Raw genomic sequence first — 18,338 nt, forward strand, 5'->3', positions numbered from 1 at the left:
CCATGCTCAGCGAACTACGCAATCGTCTGCGCCAGCAGAGCGCCAGAACCGCCCCGGCCGATGCGCCGTCCGAACCGGCAGCGGCGCTAGCGCCCATGGCCTGGGAAGCCAGCGCCCCGGACGTGCTCTACGAAACCCGCACCCAGCTCAACGCGGTGGAGACCGAGTGGCGCGAGAAGATCTACCAGCAGCTGCTCAAGGTCATGGACCTGTCGCTGCTCGACAGCCTCGAACCTGCCGAGGCGGGGCGGCAGATCCGCGAGATCTGCCAGCGCCTGCTCGACGAGCATTCGGCGCCGGTCAGCGCCGGTTGCCGCCAGCTGATCATCAAGCAGATCACCGACGAGGTGCTCGGCCTCGGGCCGCTGGAGCCGCTGCTGGCCGACCGCAGCGTGTCGGACATCCTGGTCAACGGCCACGCCTCGGTCTACGTCGAGCGCCACGGCAAGTTGCAGCGCACCGATGTGCGCTTCCGCGACGACCAGCACCTGCTGAACATCATCGACCGCATCGTCTCCAGCCTCGGGCGGCGCATCGACGAGTCCTCGCCGCTGGTGGACGCGCGGCTGAAGGACGGTTCGCGGGTCAACGCCATCATTCCGCCGCTGGCCATAGACGGGCCGAGCATGTCGATCCGCCGCTTCGCCGTGGACCTGCTGAACAGCGAGAGCCTGGTGCAGATGGGCACCCTGACCCCGGCCATCGCGCTGATGCTCAAGGCCATCGTCCGCGGCCGCCTGAACGTGCTGGTCTCCGGCGGCACCGGCACCGGCAAGACCACCATGCTCAACGTGCTGTCCAGCTTCATCCCGCACAACGAGCGGATCGTCACCATCGAGGATTCCGCCGAGCTGCAGCTGCAGCAGCCGCACGTGGTGCGCCTGGAAACCCGGCCGTCGAACATCGAGGGGCGCGGCGAGGTGAACCAGCGCGAGCTGGTGCGCAACAGCCTGCGCATGCGCCCCGACCGCATCGTCATCGGCGAGGTGCGCGGCGGCGAGGCGCTGGACATGCTGGCGGCGATGAACACCGGGCACGACGGCTCGCTGACCACCGTCCACGCCAATACCGCGCGCGACGCCCTGGGGCGGATCGAGAACATGGTCTCGATGACCGGCGCGACCTTCCCGATCAAGGCGCTGCGCCAGCAGATCGCCTCGGCCATCGACGTGGTGGTGCAGCTGGAGCGCCAGGAGGATGGCCGCCGGCGCCTGGTCAGCGTGCAGGAGATCAACGGCATGGAAGGCGACATCATCACCATGACCGAGATCTTCGCCTTCGAGCGGCGCGGCATCGGCGAGCAGGGCGAGGTGCTCGGCGACTTCCGCCCCACCGGGATGATCCCGGGTTTCCGCGACGTGCTGGCCAAGCGCGGCATCGAGCTGCCGCTGAACCTGTTCCGTCCCGAATGGATGGAGGGACTGCAGCCATGAGCCAGTTGCCCCCGGAGTTCATCCTGGCCTTCCTCGGCATGGTCTTCGTCGCCGTGTTCCTGCTCAGCCAGGGGCTGGTGGTGCCGGTGTTCGGCGAGGCCGGCAAGGTGCACAAGCGCATCCGCGCGCGGCTCGACGTGATGGAGCGCGCCGCCAACCTGCCGAACATGCAGATGGTACTGCGGCAGAAATACCTGACGCGCCTGTCGCCGCTGGAGGCGCGGCTGGAACAGTGGCCGCTGATGGAACGGCTGGCCGTGCTGATCGAACAGTCCGGCCACCAGTACCGCGCCTACCGCGTGGTGATGCTGGGGCTGGCGCTGGCGCTGTGGGTCGGTTGCGCGCTGTGGCTGCTGCTGCCGGTCTGGTGGCTGGCGCTGGTCGTCGCGCTGGTGGTGTTCTGGCTGCCGGTCATGAAGATCGCCGGCGACCGCAGCCGGCGCTTCGCGCTCTTCGAGGAGGGCCTGCCGGACGCCCTGGACGCCATGTGCCGCGCCCTGCGCGCCGGCCATCCGTTCAACGAGACGCTGCGCCTGGTCGCCGACGAGCACAAGGGGCCGGTCGCCGAGGAGTTCGGCCTGACCTTCGCCGACATCAACTACGGCAACGACGTGCGCCGGGCCATGATCGGCCTGCTGGAGCGGATGCCGAGCATGACGGTGATGATGCTGGTGACCTCGATCCTCATCCACCGCGACACCGGCGGCAACCTGACCGAGATCCTCGAACGCCTGAGCAGCCTCATCCGCGGGCGCTTCCGCTTCCAGCGCAAGGTCAGGACCCTCTCCGCCGAAGGACGGATGTCGGCCTGGGTGCTGATCTCGGTGCCCTTCGTGCTGGCCGGCGTGATCATGCTGACCACGCCGAAGTACCTGCCGATGCTGACCGGCGACCCGCTGGGGCAGAAGCTGGTGATGGGCGCCTTCGTGGCGATGCTGGTGGGCATCTTCTGGATACGCCGGGTGATCCGCATCCAGGTGTAGGGAGGAGGGAGCATGGACTATCTGCTGGCGTTGATCAGTGGTGCGGTGGGTAACGAACAGGTGGCGCGGCTGCTGTTCCTCGGCACCGTGGGGCTGAGCACGGCGCTGGCCGGGGTGACCGTGATGCTGCTGGTCACCGGCCTGCGCGACCCGTTGCGGCGCCGGCTGCTGCTGATCAAGCGCGGCCACGCCGAGCTGCCGCCGGGGCAGCGTGCGCCGGGCAACCTGCAGCTGCTGCTGGAGCAGGTCGGCCAGCGCTTCGCCGGCGAGGATCGCAGCCTGGCGTCCTCCACCCGGATGCGGCTGGTGCATGCCGGCTACCGCTCGGCTTCGGCGGTGCAGCTGTACTGGGCGATCCGCCTGGTGCTGCCGCTGTCGCTGTCCGCCGCGGCGCTGCCGGTGCTGCCGCTGCTGCCGGAGCTGTCGCTGGGCATGGCGCTCCTGCTGGTGGCGGGCTCGGCCGGTTGCGGCTGGCTGGCGCCGGCGATCTACGTGGACAAGCGCAGGACGAAACGGATCGGCCGCCTTCGGGCCGCATTCCCCGATGCGCTGGACCTGATGGTGGTCTGCGTCGAGTCGGGGCTGGCATTGCCCCAGGCCATGGAGCGGGTCGCCGAGGAAATGTCGGTCAGCCAGGTGGAGCTGGCCGAGGAACTGGCGCTGGTCAACGCGGAAATCCGCGCCGGCATACCCAGCACCCAGGCGCTGCGCGGGCTGGCCGAGCGCACCGGCCTGGAAGACATCCAGGGATTGGTCAGCCTGCTGGCGCAGAGCATCCGTTTCGGTACCAGTGTCGCCGATACCTTGCGCATCTATGCCGAGGAGTTCCGCGACCGGCGTACCCAGGCGGCCGAGGAACAGGCGGCGAAGGTCGGCACCAAGCTGGTGTTTCCGCTGATCCTCTGCCTGTGGCCGAGCTTTTTCCTGGTGGCCATCGGGCCGGCGATCATTGGTGCACTCAAGGCATTCGGGAGACTGTGACATGAACAGGAAGCTGCTGCTGTTGGCCGTATCGGCCGTTCTCGCGGGATGTCAGTCCAACGCTCCCGAACAGGGCGGGGAGTTTCGCTCGGTCTATTCCGGCGACAGCTCGGTGCTCTATCAGGTGCAGAAACAGGCGGACTCCCCGCTGCAGGCCATGCAACTGGCGGCCAGGGCCTACCAGGCCGGCAACCTCGACATGGCGCTGTTCCAGTACCTGCGGGTCGTCGAGCTGGACCCGAAGCGCCATTCGGCGATGGTCTGGGTCGGGCGCATCCATCGCGAGCGCGGCAATGCGCAGCTGGCGGAGATGGCCTTCGGCGATGTGCTGGCCAGCGATCCGGACAACCCCGAAGCGCTCTCCGAGCTGGGGCTGCTCTATCTCGCCGGGCGCAACCACGCCAAGGCCCGGGAGATGTTTTCCCGGGCCCTGGCGGTCGACCAGAAACGCCTCGGCAGGTCCGCCGACGCGCTCGCCGTCGACCAGCTGGAAGTGGATGGCCAGTCGCCGCTGAAGGTCTACAACGCGCTGGGGGTCCTCGCCGATCTGGGCGACGACTTCGCGCAGGCGGAGGCCTACTACCGGCTGGCCATGCGCATCGAGCCGCGCTCGGCGCTGGTGCACAACAGCCAGGGCTATTCCTACTACCTCGCCGGGCAGTGGCCGGAAGCCGAGCGCATGTACCAGCGCGGCATAAGCTACGACCCTTCGTACAAGCCGCTGTGGCGCAACTACGGGCTGCTGCTGGCGCGCATGGAGCGCTACGAGGAGGCGGTTTCAGCCTTCGAGCAGGTCGAGCCGAGGGCGGAGGCGAGCAACGACGTCGGCTATGTCTGCCTGGTGGCGGGCCGGCTGGATGAAGCCGAGCAGTTCTTCCGCAGCGCCATCGACCAGGCTCCGGGGCACTACGCCACCGCGTGGGACAACCTGAACCGGGTCGAGCAGATCAGGAGGATCCGCCAGATCGGCGGTGGCGGAGCGCCGGAACCGGAACAGCCGGTGGCGGTATTGCAGGGACCGGCGATGACCGCCGTGACCACTCCGTGACACCCCGCCGGCGCCTGCCGGCACTGCGGATGCGCCTGTCCATGGGCTCCGCGGTGCCGGCTCGTCCTGCTTCCTGCCGGCGCTGACGTTCCTCGTCCGGTCCATCCCGCTCAGGCCTTCTTCAGGCCATCGATCAGTTCGCGCAGCTCCTTGCGCTCCGAGGGCAAGGTGGGTGCCGCGCACAGCGAGAGCAGCCGCCCATCGTTGTGGATGGCGATCTGCGTTTCGAACTGCAGATCCTGGTCTTCCACCGTGATGTAGGTAATGCGGTAGGCCAGTGTCGCAGCTTTGTGGCTGAGCATCTCCGAAGCCTCCCCAGGGATTGGCAGGTAACCCGGGGCAGAAATCGTGCCGGTTTTCCGGATATCGCGAAAACCGGGTTGGCAATGACTCGAAACATGCGCGCAATGCGGCTCGCGCGGGATTTTTCCACGCGCCGGAACAGGTACGGGTATGCTGTGAGGACGGCCCCCGTACTGGGGGCCATTCCCCGTAATTGGAGCTACCTCATGACTCGTGACATGCAGCTTTTCCCGGCCGACGAAATCGGCGATGCGCTCTGGACCCTGCAGGAGGAGGGAGAGGACCTGTCGTTCGAACGCGAAGTGGAGTTCGCCGTGATCTTCCCGGACGAACAGGCGGCCCTGGATTTCGCCATCATGCTGCTGCAGAACGGGCAGAAGGTGGCCTACTCGGAGTACGACGGCAACGACGAGCTGCCCTGGCAGGTGCTGGCGTATCCGGTGATGGAGCCCAGCCACGAGAACATCAGCGGCTACGAAAGCCTGCTGGCCGAACACAGCGAGCCGCTGGGCGGCAGGACCGACGGCTGGTCCGCGCTCTGATCCCGGCGGGATGACGAAAAGGGCGGATGGCCGTTGCGGCCATCCGCCCTTTTTCATGGTGCTTCCCTGCAGCCGGGGAACGCCGGCCGCTTCCGTCAGCTGCGGGCGATCTGCCTCAGCGCCTGTTCGTAATACTCGGTGGACTGCGCGCCGGAAATCAGCTGGCGGCCGTCGATGATCACCGCCGGCACGGCGTGGATGCCGTGGCTGGTGTAGTAGTCCTCGTCCGCCACCACTTCCCGGGAATAGGTATCGCTGTCGAGGATCTCCCGCGCGCGCACCGCGTCCAGCCCGACCTCCACCGCCAGTCCCAGCAGCACCTCCGGATCGCTGATGTCCCGCCCCTGGCCGAAGTAGGCGTGCAGCAGCGTCTGCTTGAGCGCCAGGTCGCGCTGGACCTCGGCGGCCCAGTGCAGCAGGCGGTGGGCGTCGAAGGTGTTGTAGATGCGGGTGCGCTTGTGCAGGTCGAAGTGGAAGTCCACCTCGGCGCCGAGCGCCTGGACGTTCTCGTGGTTGCGGGCGATCTCGTCGGTGTCGATGCCGTACTTGCGCTGCAGGTGCTCGATCAGGTCCTCGCCCTCGGCCGGCATGTCGGCGTTCAGCTCGAATGGCTTGATGTGCAGCTCCACGTTCACTTCGTCATCGAGCCGGCGGATGGCCGCGAGCAGACCGTTCAGGCCGATGGCGCACCAGGGGCAGACCACGTCGGAAACGAAGTCCAGGGTGACGGTCTTGCTCATGGCAGGGGCTCTCCGAAATCGAATCCATCTAGCATGGGCCAGGCTGGCGTCCAAGGCCAGTCCCCTCCGGCGGCTGCTCACCCATCGGCGCATTGCGGTCTAGGATAAGGGTTTGGGCTGAATTCGAGGGGGGCGGTGAATGGGCCGGATCCTGGTGGTCGACGAACAGCCGGTGACGCGCCATGCGCTGCGCCTGCTAATGGAGTCGGAAGGCCACGAGGTGGTCGGTGAGGCGGACAACGGGCCACGGGCCCTGCAACTGGCGCGCGAGCTGTCGCCGAACCTGATGATCCTCGAACTATCGATACCCGGCCTCGGCGGACTGGAAGTCATCCAGCGCGTGGCCGGCCTGGGCCTGCCTTGCCGAATCCTGGTGCTGACCACCCAGGACTCCCGCTACTTCGCCGCACGCTGCCGGGAGGCGGGCGCCAGCGGCTTCGTCAGCAAGCAGGAAGACCCCCACGAGCTGAAGGCCGCGGTGAAGACGCTGCTCAATGGCTACCAGCATTTTCCCGGCGATATCTGCGCCACTCCCGGCCAGAAGCAGCCGGCCGGCACGCTGCAACCCCTGTCGGTGCGCGAGCTGAGCGTGCTGCAGCTGCTGGCGCGCGGCTTCAGCAACATCGCCATCGCCGGGCAGCTGGCGATCAGCGACAAGACGGTGAGCACCTACAAGACGCGCCTGTTGCAGAAGCTGCAGGCGTCCTCGCTGGTGGAGCTGATCGACATCGCCCGTCGCGCCGGCCTGCTGGAATCGGCGGGCGACGCGGATTCGGTGGCTGCGGCGGAACTCGAACCCGGGCAGCGGGAACGCCTCGAACTGCTGCAGAAGATGATCGACGCGGTGCCGGGAACTCTCGCGGTGCGCGACATCGAGGGGCGGGTGATGCTCTGCAACAAGGCCTTCCTCGATGTGTCCGGAATGAGCCAGGAGGAAGTGATCGGCAGCCTGTATCTCGATATCGAAAACTACTCGGAAGAGGACACCCGGGCGATCCAGGACTACTACCTGCGGGCGGTGGCGCGGCGGGCTTCGGCCAGCGTCGACCGGGTCATCGCCGACAAGCGCCACGGTCGCCGCGTGCTGACGCTATGGGCCAAGCCGCTGGAGGATGCGGAGGGCCGGCTGATCGGCATGCTGTGCGGCTCGCAGAACCAGACCGAGCGCGACGAACTGCTCTGCGAACTGCGCGAGGCCGCCCGCCGCATGGAGACGGAGACCCGCGTCAGGACGAGTTTCGCGCAGACGGTGAGCCGGGAGGTGGTGGCGGGTTTCCGTGGCGTCTCGGCGATGATCGACCTGGCGCTGGCCCGGCCGCAGCTCGGCGATGCCCAGCGCGAACCCTTGAAGGTGGCCCATGACATGGCGGCCGGGCTGCGCGGCCTGTTCTCCGACCTGAAGGACTACAACCGCCTGCAGACGGGACGGTTGATCCTGGACCCGCAACCCCATGACCTGCGCAAGCTGGTCGAGGCGCGTATCGCCGGCTACCGGGAACAGGCGCGGGACAGGGGGCTGGCGCTGCAACTGCAGGTCGGGAGGCTGCAGGAAACCCATGCATGGGTGGATGGCGAGCGCCTGGGCCAGGTCCTGGACAATCTGCTGAGCAACGCACTCAAGTTCACCGACCAGGGCGGCGTGCAGGTGCGCCTGAGCGCGCTGGGGGGCGCCGGGGGGCAGGTCGAGGTCATGCTCGACGTGGAGGACAGCGGCATCGGCATCGCCGGGGGAGAACTGCAGCGGCTGTTCGAACCCTACCGCCAGGTTCCCGACCGGCAGCGCATCCTGCGCGGCGGTTCGGGCCTCGGCCTGACATTGTGCCGCATGCTGCTGGAACTGATGGGCGGCAGCATCGGGCTGGACAGCCAGCCGGGCCTCGGCACCTGCGCCCGGGTGCGGCTGACGCTGCCGGTGGCGGAGGTCGGAAGCGGCCTCGGGGGGCGCTGAGATGGGCAGGATACTGATCGTCGACGCGCAGCCGGTGACCCGGCACGCGGTCCGCCTGCTGATGGAGGCGGAAGGTCACGAGGTGGTGGGCGAGACCGACAACGGATCGCAGGCGCTGCAACTGGCGCGCAGCCTGCGCCCCGATCTGCTGGTCATGGAACTGTCGATCCACGGGCTGGGTGGGCTGGAGGTGATCCAGCGGCTGGTGGCGCTGGAGCTGAAGTGCCGGATCCTGGTGCTGACCACCCAGGACTCGAAGTATTTCGCCGGGCGCTGCCTGCAGGCCGGCGCCCAGGGTTTCGTCAGCAAGCAGCAGCCGCCCGGCGAGCTGAAGGCCGCGGTACATGCGGTTCTTGCCGGGCAAAGCTATTTCCCCAGCCACGCGCTGATCGGCATCGGCCAGGAAAGCGAGGCATTGCGCGAGCTGTCGGTCCGCGAGCTGACGGTGCTGCAGCTGCTGGCGCAGGGTTTCAGCAATACCGCCATCAGCGAGCAGCTGGCCATCAGCGACAAGACCGTCAGCACCTACAAGGTGCGCCTGATGCAGAAGTTGCGTGCCGCGTCCCTGGTGGAGCTGGTCGACATCGCCCGGCGCAGCGGGCTGGTCGAGGCGGGCGGGAGCGAACCCGAGGCGCCGGCCGCCGGCATGGGGCCGGAACAGCGGGAAAGGCTGGACCTGCTGCAGAAGCTGATCGATGCGATGCCGAACCCGCTGACCCTGCGCGACCCCGAAGGGCGGCTGCTGCTGTGCAACCAGGTCTACCTGGACTCCCTCGGCGTGAGCCGCGAGGAGGCGCAAGGCAAGCACTTCACCGAGCTTTCCCGCTTCACCGATCCGGAGGATGCGCGGGTCATCGAGGACGCCTACCTGCAGGCGGTGGCCGAGCGGAAGCCAGCGGCCTTCGACCGCGTGGTGAGCACCAGCGCCGGCCGGCGCACGCTCGCCACCTGGGCCAAGCCGCTGCACGACGCCAGCGGCGCGCTGATCGGCATGTTCTGCGGCTCCGAGGACCACACCGAGCGGGAGGAACTGCTGCGCCAGCTGCGCGACTCCAACATGCGCGCGCAGGCCATGCGGCGCGTGCGGGATACCTTCGGCGACGCCGTGACGCGGGAGATCGGGGTGGCGCTGGACGGCATCCTGGGAACCCTGGAGCAGGTGCTGGCCGGGCCGGTGATCGGCGAGGGGCAGCGCGATGCGCTGAAGGCCGTCGGGGCGATCGCGGAAAACCTGCAGCGCCTGTTCTCCGACGTGGACGATTTCATCCAGCTGGAAGTCGGCAGGCTGGTCCTCGATGTCCGGCCCCACGGCCTGCGCGAGCTGCTCGACGCCTGTCTGTCGGCGCATCGGCCCGTTGCCGCTGCGAAGGGACTGGAGCTCAAGGTGCGGATGGAGCGGATGGGCGAGACGCGCGCGTGGGTCGACGGTCCGCGCCTGCGCCAGGTGCTGGACAACCTGATGAGCAACGCCCTGGCGTTCACCGACCGGGGCGAAGTGGTGCTCCGTGCACTCACTACCGCTCAGGGCATGGACCAGGCCGAGCTGGTGCTGGAGGTGGAGGACAGCGGCGTGGGCGTCGCCGAGGAGGAACAGGCGCAGCTGTTCGAGCCATTCCGCCAGTTGCCCGACCCGCAGCGCCTGGCGCGCGGCGGCACGGGGTTGGGGCTGGCGCTGTGCGAGCGGCTGGTGAAGCTGATGGGCGGCTCGATCGAGCTTGCCAGCCGGCGGGGCGTCGGCACCCGGGTACTGGTGCGCCTGCCGCTGCCGCTGGCTGGCGAATGAGCCTCAGCGGCTCAGCAGCGAGGCGCCGCCGGCCGTGGCGAACAGCGCGGCGCTGCCACGGTTGAACCAGGCGTTGCCCTTGCCCGAGCGCAGGAAGCGCGCGGCGCCGCGGGCGCTGAGGCCGTAGAACAGCTTGCAGGCGAAATCCAGCACCGCCCAGGTGGCGATCATCACCAGCAGCTGCAGCCACAGCGGCCGTTCGGCGCTGAGGAACTGCGGCAGGAAGGCGGCGAAGAACAGGATGTCCTTGGGATTGCTCGCGCCGAGGCCGAAGGCCTTCCAGAACATGGCGCGGAAGCTCGGGTTGACCGGCTGTTCCTCCGCCGCCTGCGGCTTGCTGGCGATGCACGACTGCTGCCAGCTCTGCCAGGCGAGATAGAACAGGTAGAGCGCACCGACCACCTTGAGCACGCTGAACAGCTTCTCCGAGGCCAGCAGCAGGGCGCCGAGGCCGAGGGCCGAGGCGCTGAGCAGGCAGATCGACGCGCTGACCCCGCCGAGGAACGCCGGCAGCGAGCGGCGCAGGCCGTAGTTCAGGCTGTTGCTGACCATCAGCAGCGACAGCGGACCTGGGATCAGGATCACGATCAGGGCGGCGCTGCTGTAGAGCAGCCAGGTTTCCAGGCTCATCGAAGGCGTCTCGCAGAAAGTGAAAACCCCGGCGCGAGCGCACCGGGGTCGTTCAGGTGGCGTGAGCCCAGTTTACAGGAAGATGAACTTGGCTACAAAGATTGCGCAAAGTGCATACAAGCTTGCGGTCACGTCCTTGTGCCTGCCGGTGAACACCTTCATCGCCACGTAGGTCACGAAGCCCATCGCGATGCCGTCGGCGACCGAGAAGGTCAGCGGCATCATGATCACCGTGACGATGGCCGGGATGGTCTCGGTGTGTTCCTTCCAGTCGATGTGGGCCATGCCGCCCATCATCAGCATGGCGACGTAGATCAGCGCGCCGGCGGTGGCGTAGGCGGGGATCATGCCGGCCAGCGGGGCGAAGAACATCGCGGCGATGAACAGCAGGCCGACCACTACCGCGGTCAGGCCGGTGCGGCCGCCGGCGGCAACGCCCGCGGCGCTTTCCACGTAGCTGGTCACCGGCGGCACGCCGAGCACCGCACCGAAGGCGCTGGAGGTGCTGTCGGCCTTCATCGCCTTGGACAGGTTCTCGATGCGGCCGTCCTCGCGCACCAGGTGCGCGCGCTGGGCCACGCCCATCAGGGTGCCGGCGGTGTCGAACATGTGCACGAAGAGGAAGGCCAGGATCACGCTGATCATGGTCACGTTGAAGGCGCCGGCGATGTCCATCGCCATGAAGGTCGGCGCCAGGCTCGGCGGCATGGAGAACACCCCGCCGAACTGGACGATGCCCAGGGCGACGCCGGCCAGGGTGACGGTGAGGATGCTGATCAGGATGCCGCCGAACACGCGGCGGTATTCCAGCACCGCGATCATCAGGAAGCAGATGGCGGCGAGCAGCGGGCCGGGGCTGGTGAGGTCGCCCAGGTGCACCAGGGTGGCGGGACTGGCGACCACGATGCCGGCGGTCTTCAGGCCGATCAGCCCGAGGAACAGCCCGACCCCGGCGCCCATGGCGAAGCGCAGGCTCACCGGAATGCTGTTGAGCAGCCATTCGCGCACCCGCGAGAAGGTCAGGATCATGAAGGCGATGCCGGAGATGAACACCGCGCCCAGCGCGATTTCCCAGCTGTAGTTCATGGTCTTGACCACGGTGTAGGTGAAGAAGGCGTTGAGGCCCATGCCCGGTGCAAGCCCCACCGGCCAGTTGGCGTACAGCCCCATGAGGAAGCAGCCCAGCGCCGCGGCCAGGCAGGTGGCGACGAAGGCGGCGCCGTGGTCGATGCCGGCGTCGGCCATGATGTTGGGGTTGACGAAGATGATGTAGGCCATGGTGATGAAGGTGGTCAGGCCGGCGGCCAGTTCCGTCTTCACCGTGGTGCCGTGCTGGCTGAGCTTGAACAGGCGTTCGAGCAGGCCGCCGGCGGCGGGTCGGGCTGAAGCTGAATAGATGGCTTGTTGTTCTTGTTCCACAGCGGGTACTCCTCAACGCTCTTGTTGTTGGTCCTCATCGACGGCTGGTTCACCTGGTCCCTGGCTCGTCGGGAGGCTGTGAGGGTGTGGTTTCTGACTTTTGAGTCAGGATGTCACGCCGCCGATTATGCATTTGTATACAAAAAGATCAAATAATGTTTCGCACGTATTTCCTGGCTTCTTACAAAGGAAAACACAGGTAGCCCGTGCCGGATTGTTCAAAAATTGTTCAGCGACAGGGGCGAATTCCGTAACCTGGCATGGCACGGGACTGCTGCGCGGAGCTGGGTACTTTGTGTACACTTGCCGGAACGCATGTGTGTGCCAGCATTTCGCCGCCGGAATGCCGGGGCCACGGATAGAACAGGGTTCGAAAGCGATGACCGACCAGTTGCAACAGATCAGGAAGCAGCCGCGCAATGGCAAGAGCCGCAGCGGCACGCAGGATGAGATCGTCTACGCGCACATCTTCGACGCCATCCTCGAACAGCGCCTGGCGCCCGGCACCAAGCTGAGCGAGGAAGCGCTGGGGGAAATCTTCGGCGTCAGTCGCACCATCATCCGCCGCGCCCTGTCGCGCCTGGCCCACGAACAGGTGGTCCTGCTGCGGCCGAACCGCGGCGCCGTGGTGGCCAGCCCGAGCATCGACGAAGCGCGGCAGATCCTCTTCGCCCGCCGCACCGTGGAGCGCGCCATCACCGAACTGGCGGTGGAAAACGCCAGTTCCGAGCCGATGGCCGAACTGCGCGAGATGGTCAAGGAAGAGGAAGCCAGCTTCGCCCGCGGCGACCGTGGTGCCGGTATCCGCCTGTCCGGGGAATTCCACCTGAAGCTCGCCGAGATGGCGAAGAACGCGCCGCTGGTGAGCTTCCAGCGCAGCCTGGTGTCGCAGACCTCGCTGATCATCGCCCAGTACGAAAGCGGCAGCCGCTCGCACTGCTCGTTCGACGAGCACAATGAAATCCTCGACGCCATCGAGAAGGGCGACAAGGAAAAGGCCGTGACCCTGATGATGCACCACATGGCGCACATCGACGACAAGCTCAACCTCGAGATCGACGGCGCTTCCGGCGACCTGCACGCGGTGTTCTCGCACCTGCTGGCGAACAAGAAGAAGCCGCGCCGTTCGAAGGCGGATGCGGATTCGGCGGTTTGATCGGGTAGCTTCGGAATGCCAAAAGGCCCCGCTGCGAAGCGGGGCCTTTTGTTTGTGGTTGTCCCGAATAGCCGGATGCTGTTTATTGGATCCCCGCGTTCGCGAGGACGACGGTTGTGAGGCGAGGCTTCATTCCTCTCCGTCTTTCCCGCGAACGCGGGAATCCAGAAAACAGCCCGTAGGGCGGGTGCAACCCGCCAATTCTCGTGGCGGCCAGGTGGCGGGTTTCACCCGCCCTACGCTCTATATCCCACGGTTGCCGCTCTTGTAGGATGGGTGGAGCGCAGCGATACCCATCGATGAAACGCAAAAGGCCCCGCCAAATGGTGGGGCCTTTGCATTTACACAGGAGCAACTCAGCGGCGATCAACCCACACGGTCTGCGGGTTGAGGAACTCGCGCAGGCCGAAGTGGGACAGCTCGCGGCCGTAGCCGCTCTTCTTCACGCCGCCGATCGGTACGCGCGGGTCGGAGGCGGAGAAGCCGTTGATGAACACCGCGCCGCTGACGATGCGCCGGGCCAGGCGCCTGGCGTTGGCGACGTCGGCGCTCCACAGCGCGCCGGACAGGCCGAACTCGCTGTCGTTGGCCAGCTCGATGGCGTGCTCGGCGTCGCGGGCGACGATCAGCGAGGCTACCGGGCCGAAGATCTCCTGGCGGAACGAGGTCATTCCCGGCTTCACGTCAGCGAGAATGGTCGGCGCGTAGTAGTTGCCGGCGCCTTCCAGCTTGTGGCCGCCCAGCAGCAGGGTGGCGCCGTCGGCGATGCTGGCCCGGACCTGCTGGTCCAGTTCCTCGCGCAGGTCGGCGCGGGCCATCGGGCCGAGGAAGGTGGCGTCTTCCAGCGGGTCGCCGATCTGCAGCGCCTTGACCGCCTCGACGAAGCGTTCGGTGAAGGCCGCGGCGATGGATTCTTCCAGGATGATGCGCTTGGCGGCGATGCACACCTGGCCGCAGTTGCCGAAGCGGCTGGCGACGGCGGCTTTCACCGCGGCGTCGATGTCGGCATCGGCCAGCACGATGAAGGCGTCCGAACCGCCCAGCTCCAGCACGCACTTCTTCAGCGCGGCGCCGGCCTGGGAGGCGATCGCGGCGCCCGCGCCGACGCTGCCGGTGACGGCGATGGAGGCGATGCGGTCATCGGCGATGGCCCTGGAAACCAGCGGCGGCTCGACGTTCAGCACCTCGAACACGCCTTCCGGCAGACCGGCGTCACGCCAGGCCTGCTGCAGCTGGTAGGCGCAGCCCATGACGTTCGGCGCGTGCTTGAGCACGTAGGTGTTGCCGCCGAGGATGATCGCCACCGCGCCGCGCATCACCTGCCAGGTCGGGAAGTTCCACGGCATCACCGCCAGCACCGGGCCGAGCGGCAGGTAGGAGACGTACGCCTTGTCGCCCTCGATGCTGGTCGGCTCGTCCTGCAGCATGGCCGGGCCGTGCTCGGCGTACCACTCGCAGAGGTTCGCGCACTTGTTGATCTCGCCGCGCGCCTGGCTGACCGGCATGCCCATCTCGCGGGCTTCCATGCGGGCCATGGCTTCGACGTTGGCGCGCATGACGGTCGCCATCCTGCGCAGGATTTCCACCCGCGCCTCGACCGGCGTGTCGCGCCACTGGCGGAAGGCGTTGTCGGTGGACTGCAGCACGGTTTCGAGGTCGTCGGCCGACTGGAACGGGTAGCGGGCCAGTTCCTCGCCGGTGGCGGGGCTGCGGGAGATGGCGGCGGGGAGGGCGGCGATCTGGTTCATGAAGTTCCTCGCGGGACGCAGGTGGTGTTGTTGTCGTTGAGCAAAAATTAATCTGTGCGATAGTTCATGTAAAATGAATAATCAAGAAAGACTCTTTCTTTGAGAGAGAATGCTCCTGGAGAAACAACGTGGACCTGACCCAACTGGAAATCTTCCGCGCCGTCGCCCAGAGCGGCAGCATCACCGCCGCCGCCGGGCTGATGCACCGCGTGCCGTCGAACCTGACCACGCGCATCAAGCAGCTGGAGGCGGAACTGGGCACCGAGCTGTTCATCCGCGAGAAACTGCGCCTGCGCCTGTCCGCCACCGGGCGCAGCTTCCTCGACTACGCCGAGCGCATCCTCGCCCTGGTGGACGAGGCGCGGCAGGTCGCCAGCGGCGCCGAGCCGCACGGCAGCTTCTCCCTCGGCTCGCTGGAAAGCACAGCGGCGGTGCGCATCCCGGCGCTGCTGGCGCTGTACCACCAGCGCTATCCCAAGGTGCAGCTGGACCTATCGACCGGCCCGTCCGGGGAGATGATCGATGGCGTGCTGTCCGGACGCTTCAGCGCGGCCTTCTCCGACGGCCCGGCTAACCACCCGCAACTGGAGGGGCGCCCGGTGTTCCAGGAAGAGCTGGTGCTGATGAGCACGGTCGCGCACGTGCCGGTGCGCGATGCGCGGGACGTGGCGGGGGAGACGGTGTTCGCCTTCCGCGATACCTGCTCGTACCGGCGGCGCATGGAGAACTGGTTCGCCGACCAGCGCGTGGTGCCGGGCAAGATCATCGAGATGGAGTCCTACCACGGCATGCTCGCCTGCATCGCGGCGGGCGGCGGGGTGGCGATGATTCCGCGGAAGATGTTCGAGACCCTGGCCGGCGGCGCCAACGTGGCGATCCATACGCTGGAGCCGGAGCACGCCAACGTCACCACCTGGCTGTTCTGGCGGCGCGGCACCGAGATGCCGGCGCTGCGCGCGCTGAACGAGTTGCTCGACGAACGGTACGGCGCCACGGCCTGAGCCGCGGCGCCGGGCTCGTCACCGCGCCGGCAGCACCTTGCCGCGGCACTCGCCGAAGCCGATCGACACCTCGCCATCACCCTTGCAGCGGGCGCGCAGGATGATCTCGTCGCCGTCCTCGAGGAAGGTGCGCTGCTCGCCGCCGGGCAGCTCGATCGGCTGCTGGCCGCCGCCGGTCAGTTCCATCAGGCTGCCGGCGGCTTCGCGCTGTTCGCCGGAGAGGGTGCCGGAGCCGAACAGGTCGCCCGGCTGCAGGCGGCAGCCGTTCACCGTGTGGTGCGCGACCATCTGCGCCACCGTCCAGTACATGTTCAGCGTGTTGCTCAGGGCGATGCGCTGCGCCGGCAGCTTCTGCTCGCGCATGCGCTCGGTGAGCAGCAGCACTTCCAGCTCGATGTCCAGCGCGCCCTGGGCCTGGTCGACGTCGTCGAGCAGGTAGGGCAGCGGCTGCGGGTCCTCCTCGGGGCGCAGTGGCTGGGCCTTGCGGAAGGGTTCCAGGGCCTCGGCGGTGACCACCCAGGGCGAGATGGTGGTGGCGAAGCTCTTCGACAGGAACGGCCCCAGCGGCTGGTATTCCCAGGCCTGGATGTCCCGCGCGGACCAGTCGTTGAGCAGGCAGAAACCGGCGATGTGGGATTCCGCCTCGCCGATCGGGATCGAGCGGCCCTGTTCGTTGCCGCGGCCGATCCAGATGCCCAGCTCCAGTTCCAGGTCGAGCCGCTTGCTCGGGCCGAAGGCCGGCACGCTGGTGCCCGGCGGCAGGGTCTGGCCGTTGGGGCGGACCACGTCGGTGCCGGACGGCACGATGGTCGAGGCGCGGCCGTGATAGCCGATCGGCACGTACTTGTAGTTCGGCAGCAGCGGGTTGTCCGGGCGGAACAGCTTGCCGATGTTCCGCGCGTGGTGGATGCCGACGTAGAAGTCGGTGTAGTCGCCGATGTGCGCCGGCAGGTGCATGCGGCAGGCCAGCTGCGGTTTCAGCAGCGCCGCGCCGAGGTTTTCCAGGCGCTTGTGCTCGGGGCTGTCGCTGGCCAGCAGCTCCAGCAGGCGCGCGCGCAGCGCCCGGCGCGGGCCGGCGCCGAGGGCGAAGAAGGCGTTCAGGCTGTCGCCGCTGGCCGCCCGCGCGGCTTCGCCGGCGGAACCGTGGAACAGTCCGGAATCGCTGGCGACCTTGAGGTCGAAGATGTAGTCGCCGATGGCGACGCCGCCGCGCGGAGTGTCGCCCGGCGGGCTGAAGATGCCCAGCGGCAGGTTCTGCAACGGGAAGTCCGGGTGGCCGTCGGCCGATTCGACCCAGCTGGTGCGAGGGGTTTCGGTTGTCATTGGGTCATTTCCCTTGTCTGTCGAAAGTCTTTTCCATGCCCGCCCAACAGCTATCGTAGTCGTTCTGCAGCTGCGGGCAGTCGAGGGCCTGGCGGGTCGGACGGAGGACGCTGCCGGTCTCGAACATGAAGGCCATGGTGTTATCGATCCTGTGCGGTTTCAAATCCGCGGCGATGGCCTGGCGGGTCGTCGCGTTGTCCGGGCCGTGGGCGCTCATGCAGTTGTGCAGCGAGGCGCCGCCGGGCAGGAAGCCCTCGGCCTTGGCGTCGTAGGCGCCCTGGATCAGGCCCATGAACTCGTTCATCAGGTTGCGGTGGAACCACGGCGGACGGAAGGTGTTCTCCGCCACCATCCAGCGCGGCGGGAAGATCACGAAGTCGACGTTGGCCATGCCGTGGGTGTCGCTGGGCGAGGTCAGCACGGTGAAGATCGACGGGTCCGGATGATCGTGGCTGACCGTGCCGATGGTGTTGAAGCGGCGCAGGTCGTACTTGTAGGGCACGTTGTTGCCGTGCCAGGCGACCACGTCCAGCGGCGAATGGTCGAGGGTGGTGGCCCAGAGTTCGCCGAGGAATTTCTGTACCAGGTGCACCGGCGCGTCGACGTCCTCGAAATGCGCCACCGGGGCGAGGAAGTCGCGCGGGTTGGCCAGGCCGTTGCTGCCGATCGGGCCGAGGTCGGGCAGGCGCAGGGCGGCGCCGTGGTTCTCGCAGACGTAGCCGCGCGCGGAGGAATCCAGCAGCTCCACGCGGAAACGCATGCCACGCGGCAGCACGGCGATCTCCAGCGGTTCGACCTGCAGCACGCCGAGTTCGGTGACCAGGCGCAGGCGGCCGGATTCCGGGACGATCAGCAGCTCGCCGTCGGCATCGAAGAACACCCGCTGCATCGAGGCGTTGGCGCGGTAGGTGTAGATGCTGACGCCGCTGGCCGCGTCCGCCGCCGCGGTGGCCGCCAGGCAGAGCAGGCCGTCGATGAAGTCGGTATCCTCCGCCGGCGGCTCGAAGGGGCTCCAGCGCAGGCGGTTGGGGGTGACCGGGCCGAGGCCGCCACCGCCGATCTGCCGCTGCAGGCGCTGGTAGCGCGGATGCGCGGCGGACGGGCGGATGCGGTACATCCAGGTCCGCCGCGACTCGCTGCGCGGCACGGTGAAGGCGGTGCCGGAGAGCAGTTCGGTATATAGCCCGTAGGGCACCTGCTGCGGTGAGTTCTGCCCGACCGGCAGGGCGCCGGGCAGGGCTTCGCTGCTGAATTCGTTGCCGAAGCCGGACAGGTAGGCAAGGTCGTTCATGGGTGGTCT

Annotated in this window: 16 protein-coding genes; 9 read left to right on the forward strand and 7 right to left on the reverse strand. The window is 67.6% G+C overall.

Annotation, left to right across the window (positions count from 1 at the left end; translation table 11 throughout):
• Positions 1-2: 2 nt before the first annotated feature.
• From BLR75_RS02225 to BLR75_RS02240, 4 genes are read left to right on the forward strand one after another with little or no spacing between them, the layout of a single operon-like run.
• The gene (locus BLR75_RS02225; protein WP_084313184.1) at positions 3-1,433 is read left to right on the forward strand and encodes a TadA family conjugal transfer-associated ATPase; all 1,431 of its coding nucleotides are present in this window, start codon (positions 3-5) and stop codon (positions 1,431-1,433) included.
• Positions 1,430-2,416, forward strand: a complete 987-nt coding sequence (locus tag BLR75_RS02230) for a type II secretion system F family protein (protein ID WP_084313185.1) — start codon at positions 1,430-1,432, stop codon at positions 2,414-2,416. The genes BLR75_RS02225 and BLR75_RS02230 overlap by 4 nt, the downstream gene beginning before the upstream one ends.
• A 12-nt stretch (positions 2,417-2,428) precedes the next feature.
• Positions 2,429-3,397, forward strand: coding sequence for a type II secretion system F family protein (locus tag BLR75_RS02235; RefSeq protein ID WP_084313186.1), 969 nt, complete (start codon positions 2,429-2,431; stop codon positions 3,395-3,397).
• A gap of 1 nt (position 3,398) precedes the next feature.
• Positions 3,399-4,445: a tetratricopeptide repeat protein gene (locus tag BLR75_RS02240; RefSeq protein ID WP_084313187.1), complete on the forward strand. Its 1,047-nt coding sequence runs from the start codon at positions 3,399-3,401 to the stop codon at positions 4,443-4,445.
• A gap of 110 nt (positions 4,446-4,555) precedes the next feature.
• Here BLR75_RS02240 and ptrC read toward each other — a convergent pair whose 3' ends face one another.
• Positions 4,556-4,747 (reverse strand): type III secretion system co-regulatory protein PtrC, encoded by a 192-nt coding sequence (gene ptrC, locus BLR75_RS02245; RefSeq protein WP_084313188.1) that lies wholly within the window; start codon positions 4,745-4,747, stop codon positions 4,556-4,558.
• Between the two features lie 207 nt (positions 4,748-4,954).
• Here ptrC and BLR75_RS02250 point away from each other — a divergent pair, with 207 nt between their 5' ends.
• A complete protein-coding gene (locus BLR75_RS02250) occupies positions 4,955-5,290 on the forward strand; it encodes a ribonuclease E inhibitor RraB (RefSeq protein ID WP_084313189.1) in 336 nt (111 codons plus the stop codon).
• Between the two features lie 95 nt (positions 5,291-5,385).
• Here the strand turns inward: BLR75_RS02250 and BLR75_RS02255 are convergent, their stop codons facing one another.
• The gene (locus BLR75_RS02255) at positions 5,386-6,030 is read right to left on the reverse strand and encodes a DsbA family oxidoreductase (RefSeq protein WP_084313190.1); all 645 of its coding nucleotides are present in this window, start codon (positions 6,028-6,030) and stop codon (positions 5,386-5,388) included.
• A 139-nt stretch (positions 6,031-6,169) separates the two neighbouring features.
• Between BLR75_RS02255 and BLR75_RS02260 the strand changes: the two genes are divergently transcribed.
• Both BLR75_RS02260 and BLR75_RS02265 read left to right on the forward strand, forming a co-directional pair.
• Positions 6,170-7,978: an ATP-binding protein gene (locus tag BLR75_RS02260; RefSeq protein ID WP_084313191.1), complete on the forward strand. Its 1,809-nt coding sequence runs from the start codon at positions 6,170-6,172 to the stop codon at positions 7,976-7,978.
• 1 nt (position 7,979) lies between these two features.
• Positions 7,980-9,761 (forward strand): ATP-binding protein, encoded by a 1,782-nt coding sequence (locus BLR75_RS02265; protein ID WP_084313192.1) that lies wholly within the window; start codon positions 7,980-7,982, stop codon positions 9,759-9,761.
• A 3-nt stretch (positions 9,762-9,764) separates the two neighbouring features.
• Here the strand turns inward: BLR75_RS02265 and BLR75_RS02270 are convergent, their stop codons facing one another.
• On the reverse strand, positions 9,765-10,391 hold the full coding sequence (locus BLR75_RS02270) for a LysE family translocator (RefSeq protein WP_084313193.1): 627 nt from the start codon (positions 10,389-10,391) through the stop codon (positions 9,765-9,767).
• Between the two features lie 72 nt (positions 10,392-10,463).
• Positions 10,464-11,810: an NCS2 family permease gene (locus tag BLR75_RS02275; protein WP_084313194.1), complete on the reverse strand. Its 1,347-nt coding sequence runs from the start codon at positions 11,808-11,810 to the stop codon at positions 10,464-10,466.
• A gap of 379 nt (positions 11,811-12,189) precedes the next feature.
• Between BLR75_RS02275 and BLR75_RS02280 the strand changes: the two genes are divergently transcribed.
• Positions 12,190-12,966, forward strand: a complete 777-nt coding sequence (locus BLR75_RS02280; RefSeq protein WP_084313195.1) for a GntR family transcriptional regulator — start codon at positions 12,190-12,192, stop codon at positions 12,964-12,966.
• A 356-nt stretch (positions 12,967-13,322) separates the two neighbouring features.
• Here BLR75_RS02280 and BLR75_RS02285 read toward each other — a convergent pair whose 3' ends face one another.
• A complete protein-coding gene (locus BLR75_RS02285) occupies positions 13,323-14,714 on the reverse strand; it encodes an NAD-dependent succinate-semialdehyde dehydrogenase (protein ID WP_084313196.1) in 1,392 nt (463 codons plus the stop codon).
• A 128-nt stretch (positions 14,715-14,842) separates the two neighbouring features.
• On the opposite strand from BLR75_RS02285, the gene ptrR reads away from it, so the two are divergent.
• Positions 14,843-15,715 (forward strand): putrescine utilization regulator PtrR, encoded by an 873-nt coding sequence (gene ptrR, locus BLR75_RS02290; RefSeq protein WP_084313197.1) that lies wholly within the window; start codon positions 14,843-14,845, stop codon positions 15,713-15,715.
• Between the two features lie 18 nt (positions 15,716-15,733).
• Here ptrR and fahA read toward each other — a convergent pair whose 3' ends face one another.
• Together fahA and hmgA are read right to left on the reverse strand one after the other, a co-directional pair.
• Positions 15,734-17,038 (reverse strand): fumarylacetoacetase, encoded by a 1,305-nt coding sequence (fahA, locus tag BLR75_RS02295; RefSeq protein WP_084313198.1) that lies wholly within the window; start codon positions 17,036-17,038, stop codon positions 15,734-15,736.
• 4 nt (positions 17,039-17,042) lie between these two features.
• Entirely contained in the window at positions 17,043-18,329 is a 1,287-nt protein-coding gene (gene hmgA, locus BLR75_RS02300) for a homogentisate 1,2-dioxygenase (RefSeq protein ID WP_084313199.1), read from the reverse strand.
• Positions 18,330-18,338 lie beyond the last annotated feature (9 nt).

Origin of the sequence: Pseudomonas jinjuensis, assembly GCF_900103845.1 — a bacterium.
GTDB classification, from domain to species: domain Bacteria; phylum Pseudomonadota; class Gammaproteobacteria; order Pseudomonadales; family Pseudomonadaceae; genus Pseudomonas; species Pseudomonas jinjuensis.

What these genes read in the sequence shown, in the direction of transcription:
- BLR75_RS02270 (WP_084313193.1), bottom strand. Translation starts at nt 10,391, where the DNA reads ATGAGCCTGGAAACCTGGCTGCTCTACAGCAGCGCCGCCCTGATCGTG.
- BLR75_RS02240 (WP_084313187.1), top strand. Translation starts at nt 3,399, where the DNA reads ATGAACAGGAAGCTGCTGCTGTTGGCCGTATCGGCCGTTCTCGCGGGA.
- BLR75_RS02260 (WP_084313191.1), top strand. Translation starts at nt 6,170, where the DNA reads ATGGGCCGGATCCTGGTGGTCGACGAACAGCCGGTGACGCGCCATGCG.
- fahA (WP_084313198.1), bottom strand. Translation starts at nt 17,038, where the DNA reads ATGACAACCGAAACCCCTCGCACCAGCTGGGTCGAATCGGCCGACGGC.
- BLR75_RS02225 (WP_084313184.1), top strand. Translation starts at nt 3, where the DNA reads ATGCTCAGCGAACTACGCAATCGTCTGCGCCAGCAGAGCGCCAGAACC.
- BLR75_RS02230 (WP_084313185.1), top strand. Translation starts at nt 1,430, where the DNA reads ATGAGCCAGTTGCCCCCGGAGTTCATCCTGGCCTTCCTCGGCATGGTC.
- BLR75_RS02280 (WP_084313195.1), top strand. Translation starts at nt 12,190, where the DNA reads ATGACCGACCAGTTGCAACAGATCAGGAAGCAGCCGCGCAATGGCAAG.
- BLR75_RS02255 (WP_084313190.1), bottom strand. Translation starts at nt 6,030, where the DNA reads ATGAGCAAGACCGTCACCCTGGACTTCGTTTCCGACGTGGTCTGCCCC.
- ptrC (WP_084313188.1), bottom strand. Translation starts at nt 4,747, where the DNA reads ATGCTCAGCCACAAAGCTGCGACACTGGCCTACCGCATTACCTACATC.
- BLR75_RS02250 (WP_084313189.1), top strand. Translation starts at nt 4,955, where the DNA reads ATGACTCGTGACATGCAGCTTTTCCCGGCCGACGAAATCGGCGATGCG.
- BLR75_RS02235 (WP_084313186.1), top strand. Translation starts at nt 2,429, where the DNA reads ATGGACTATCTGCTGGCGTTGATCAGTGGTGCGGTGGGTAACGAACAG.
- hmgA (WP_084313199.1), bottom strand. Translation starts at nt 18,329, where the DNA reads ATGAACGACCTTGCCTACCTGTCCGGCTTCGGCAACGAATTCAGCAGC.
- BLR75_RS02265 (WP_084313192.1), top strand. Translation starts at nt 7,980, where the DNA reads ATGGGCAGGATACTGATCGTCGACGCGCAGCCGGTGACCCGGCACGCG.
- BLR75_RS02285 (WP_084313196.1), bottom strand. Translation starts at nt 14,714, where the DNA reads ATGAACCAGATCGCCGCCCTCCCCGCCGCCATCTCCCGCAGCCCCGCC.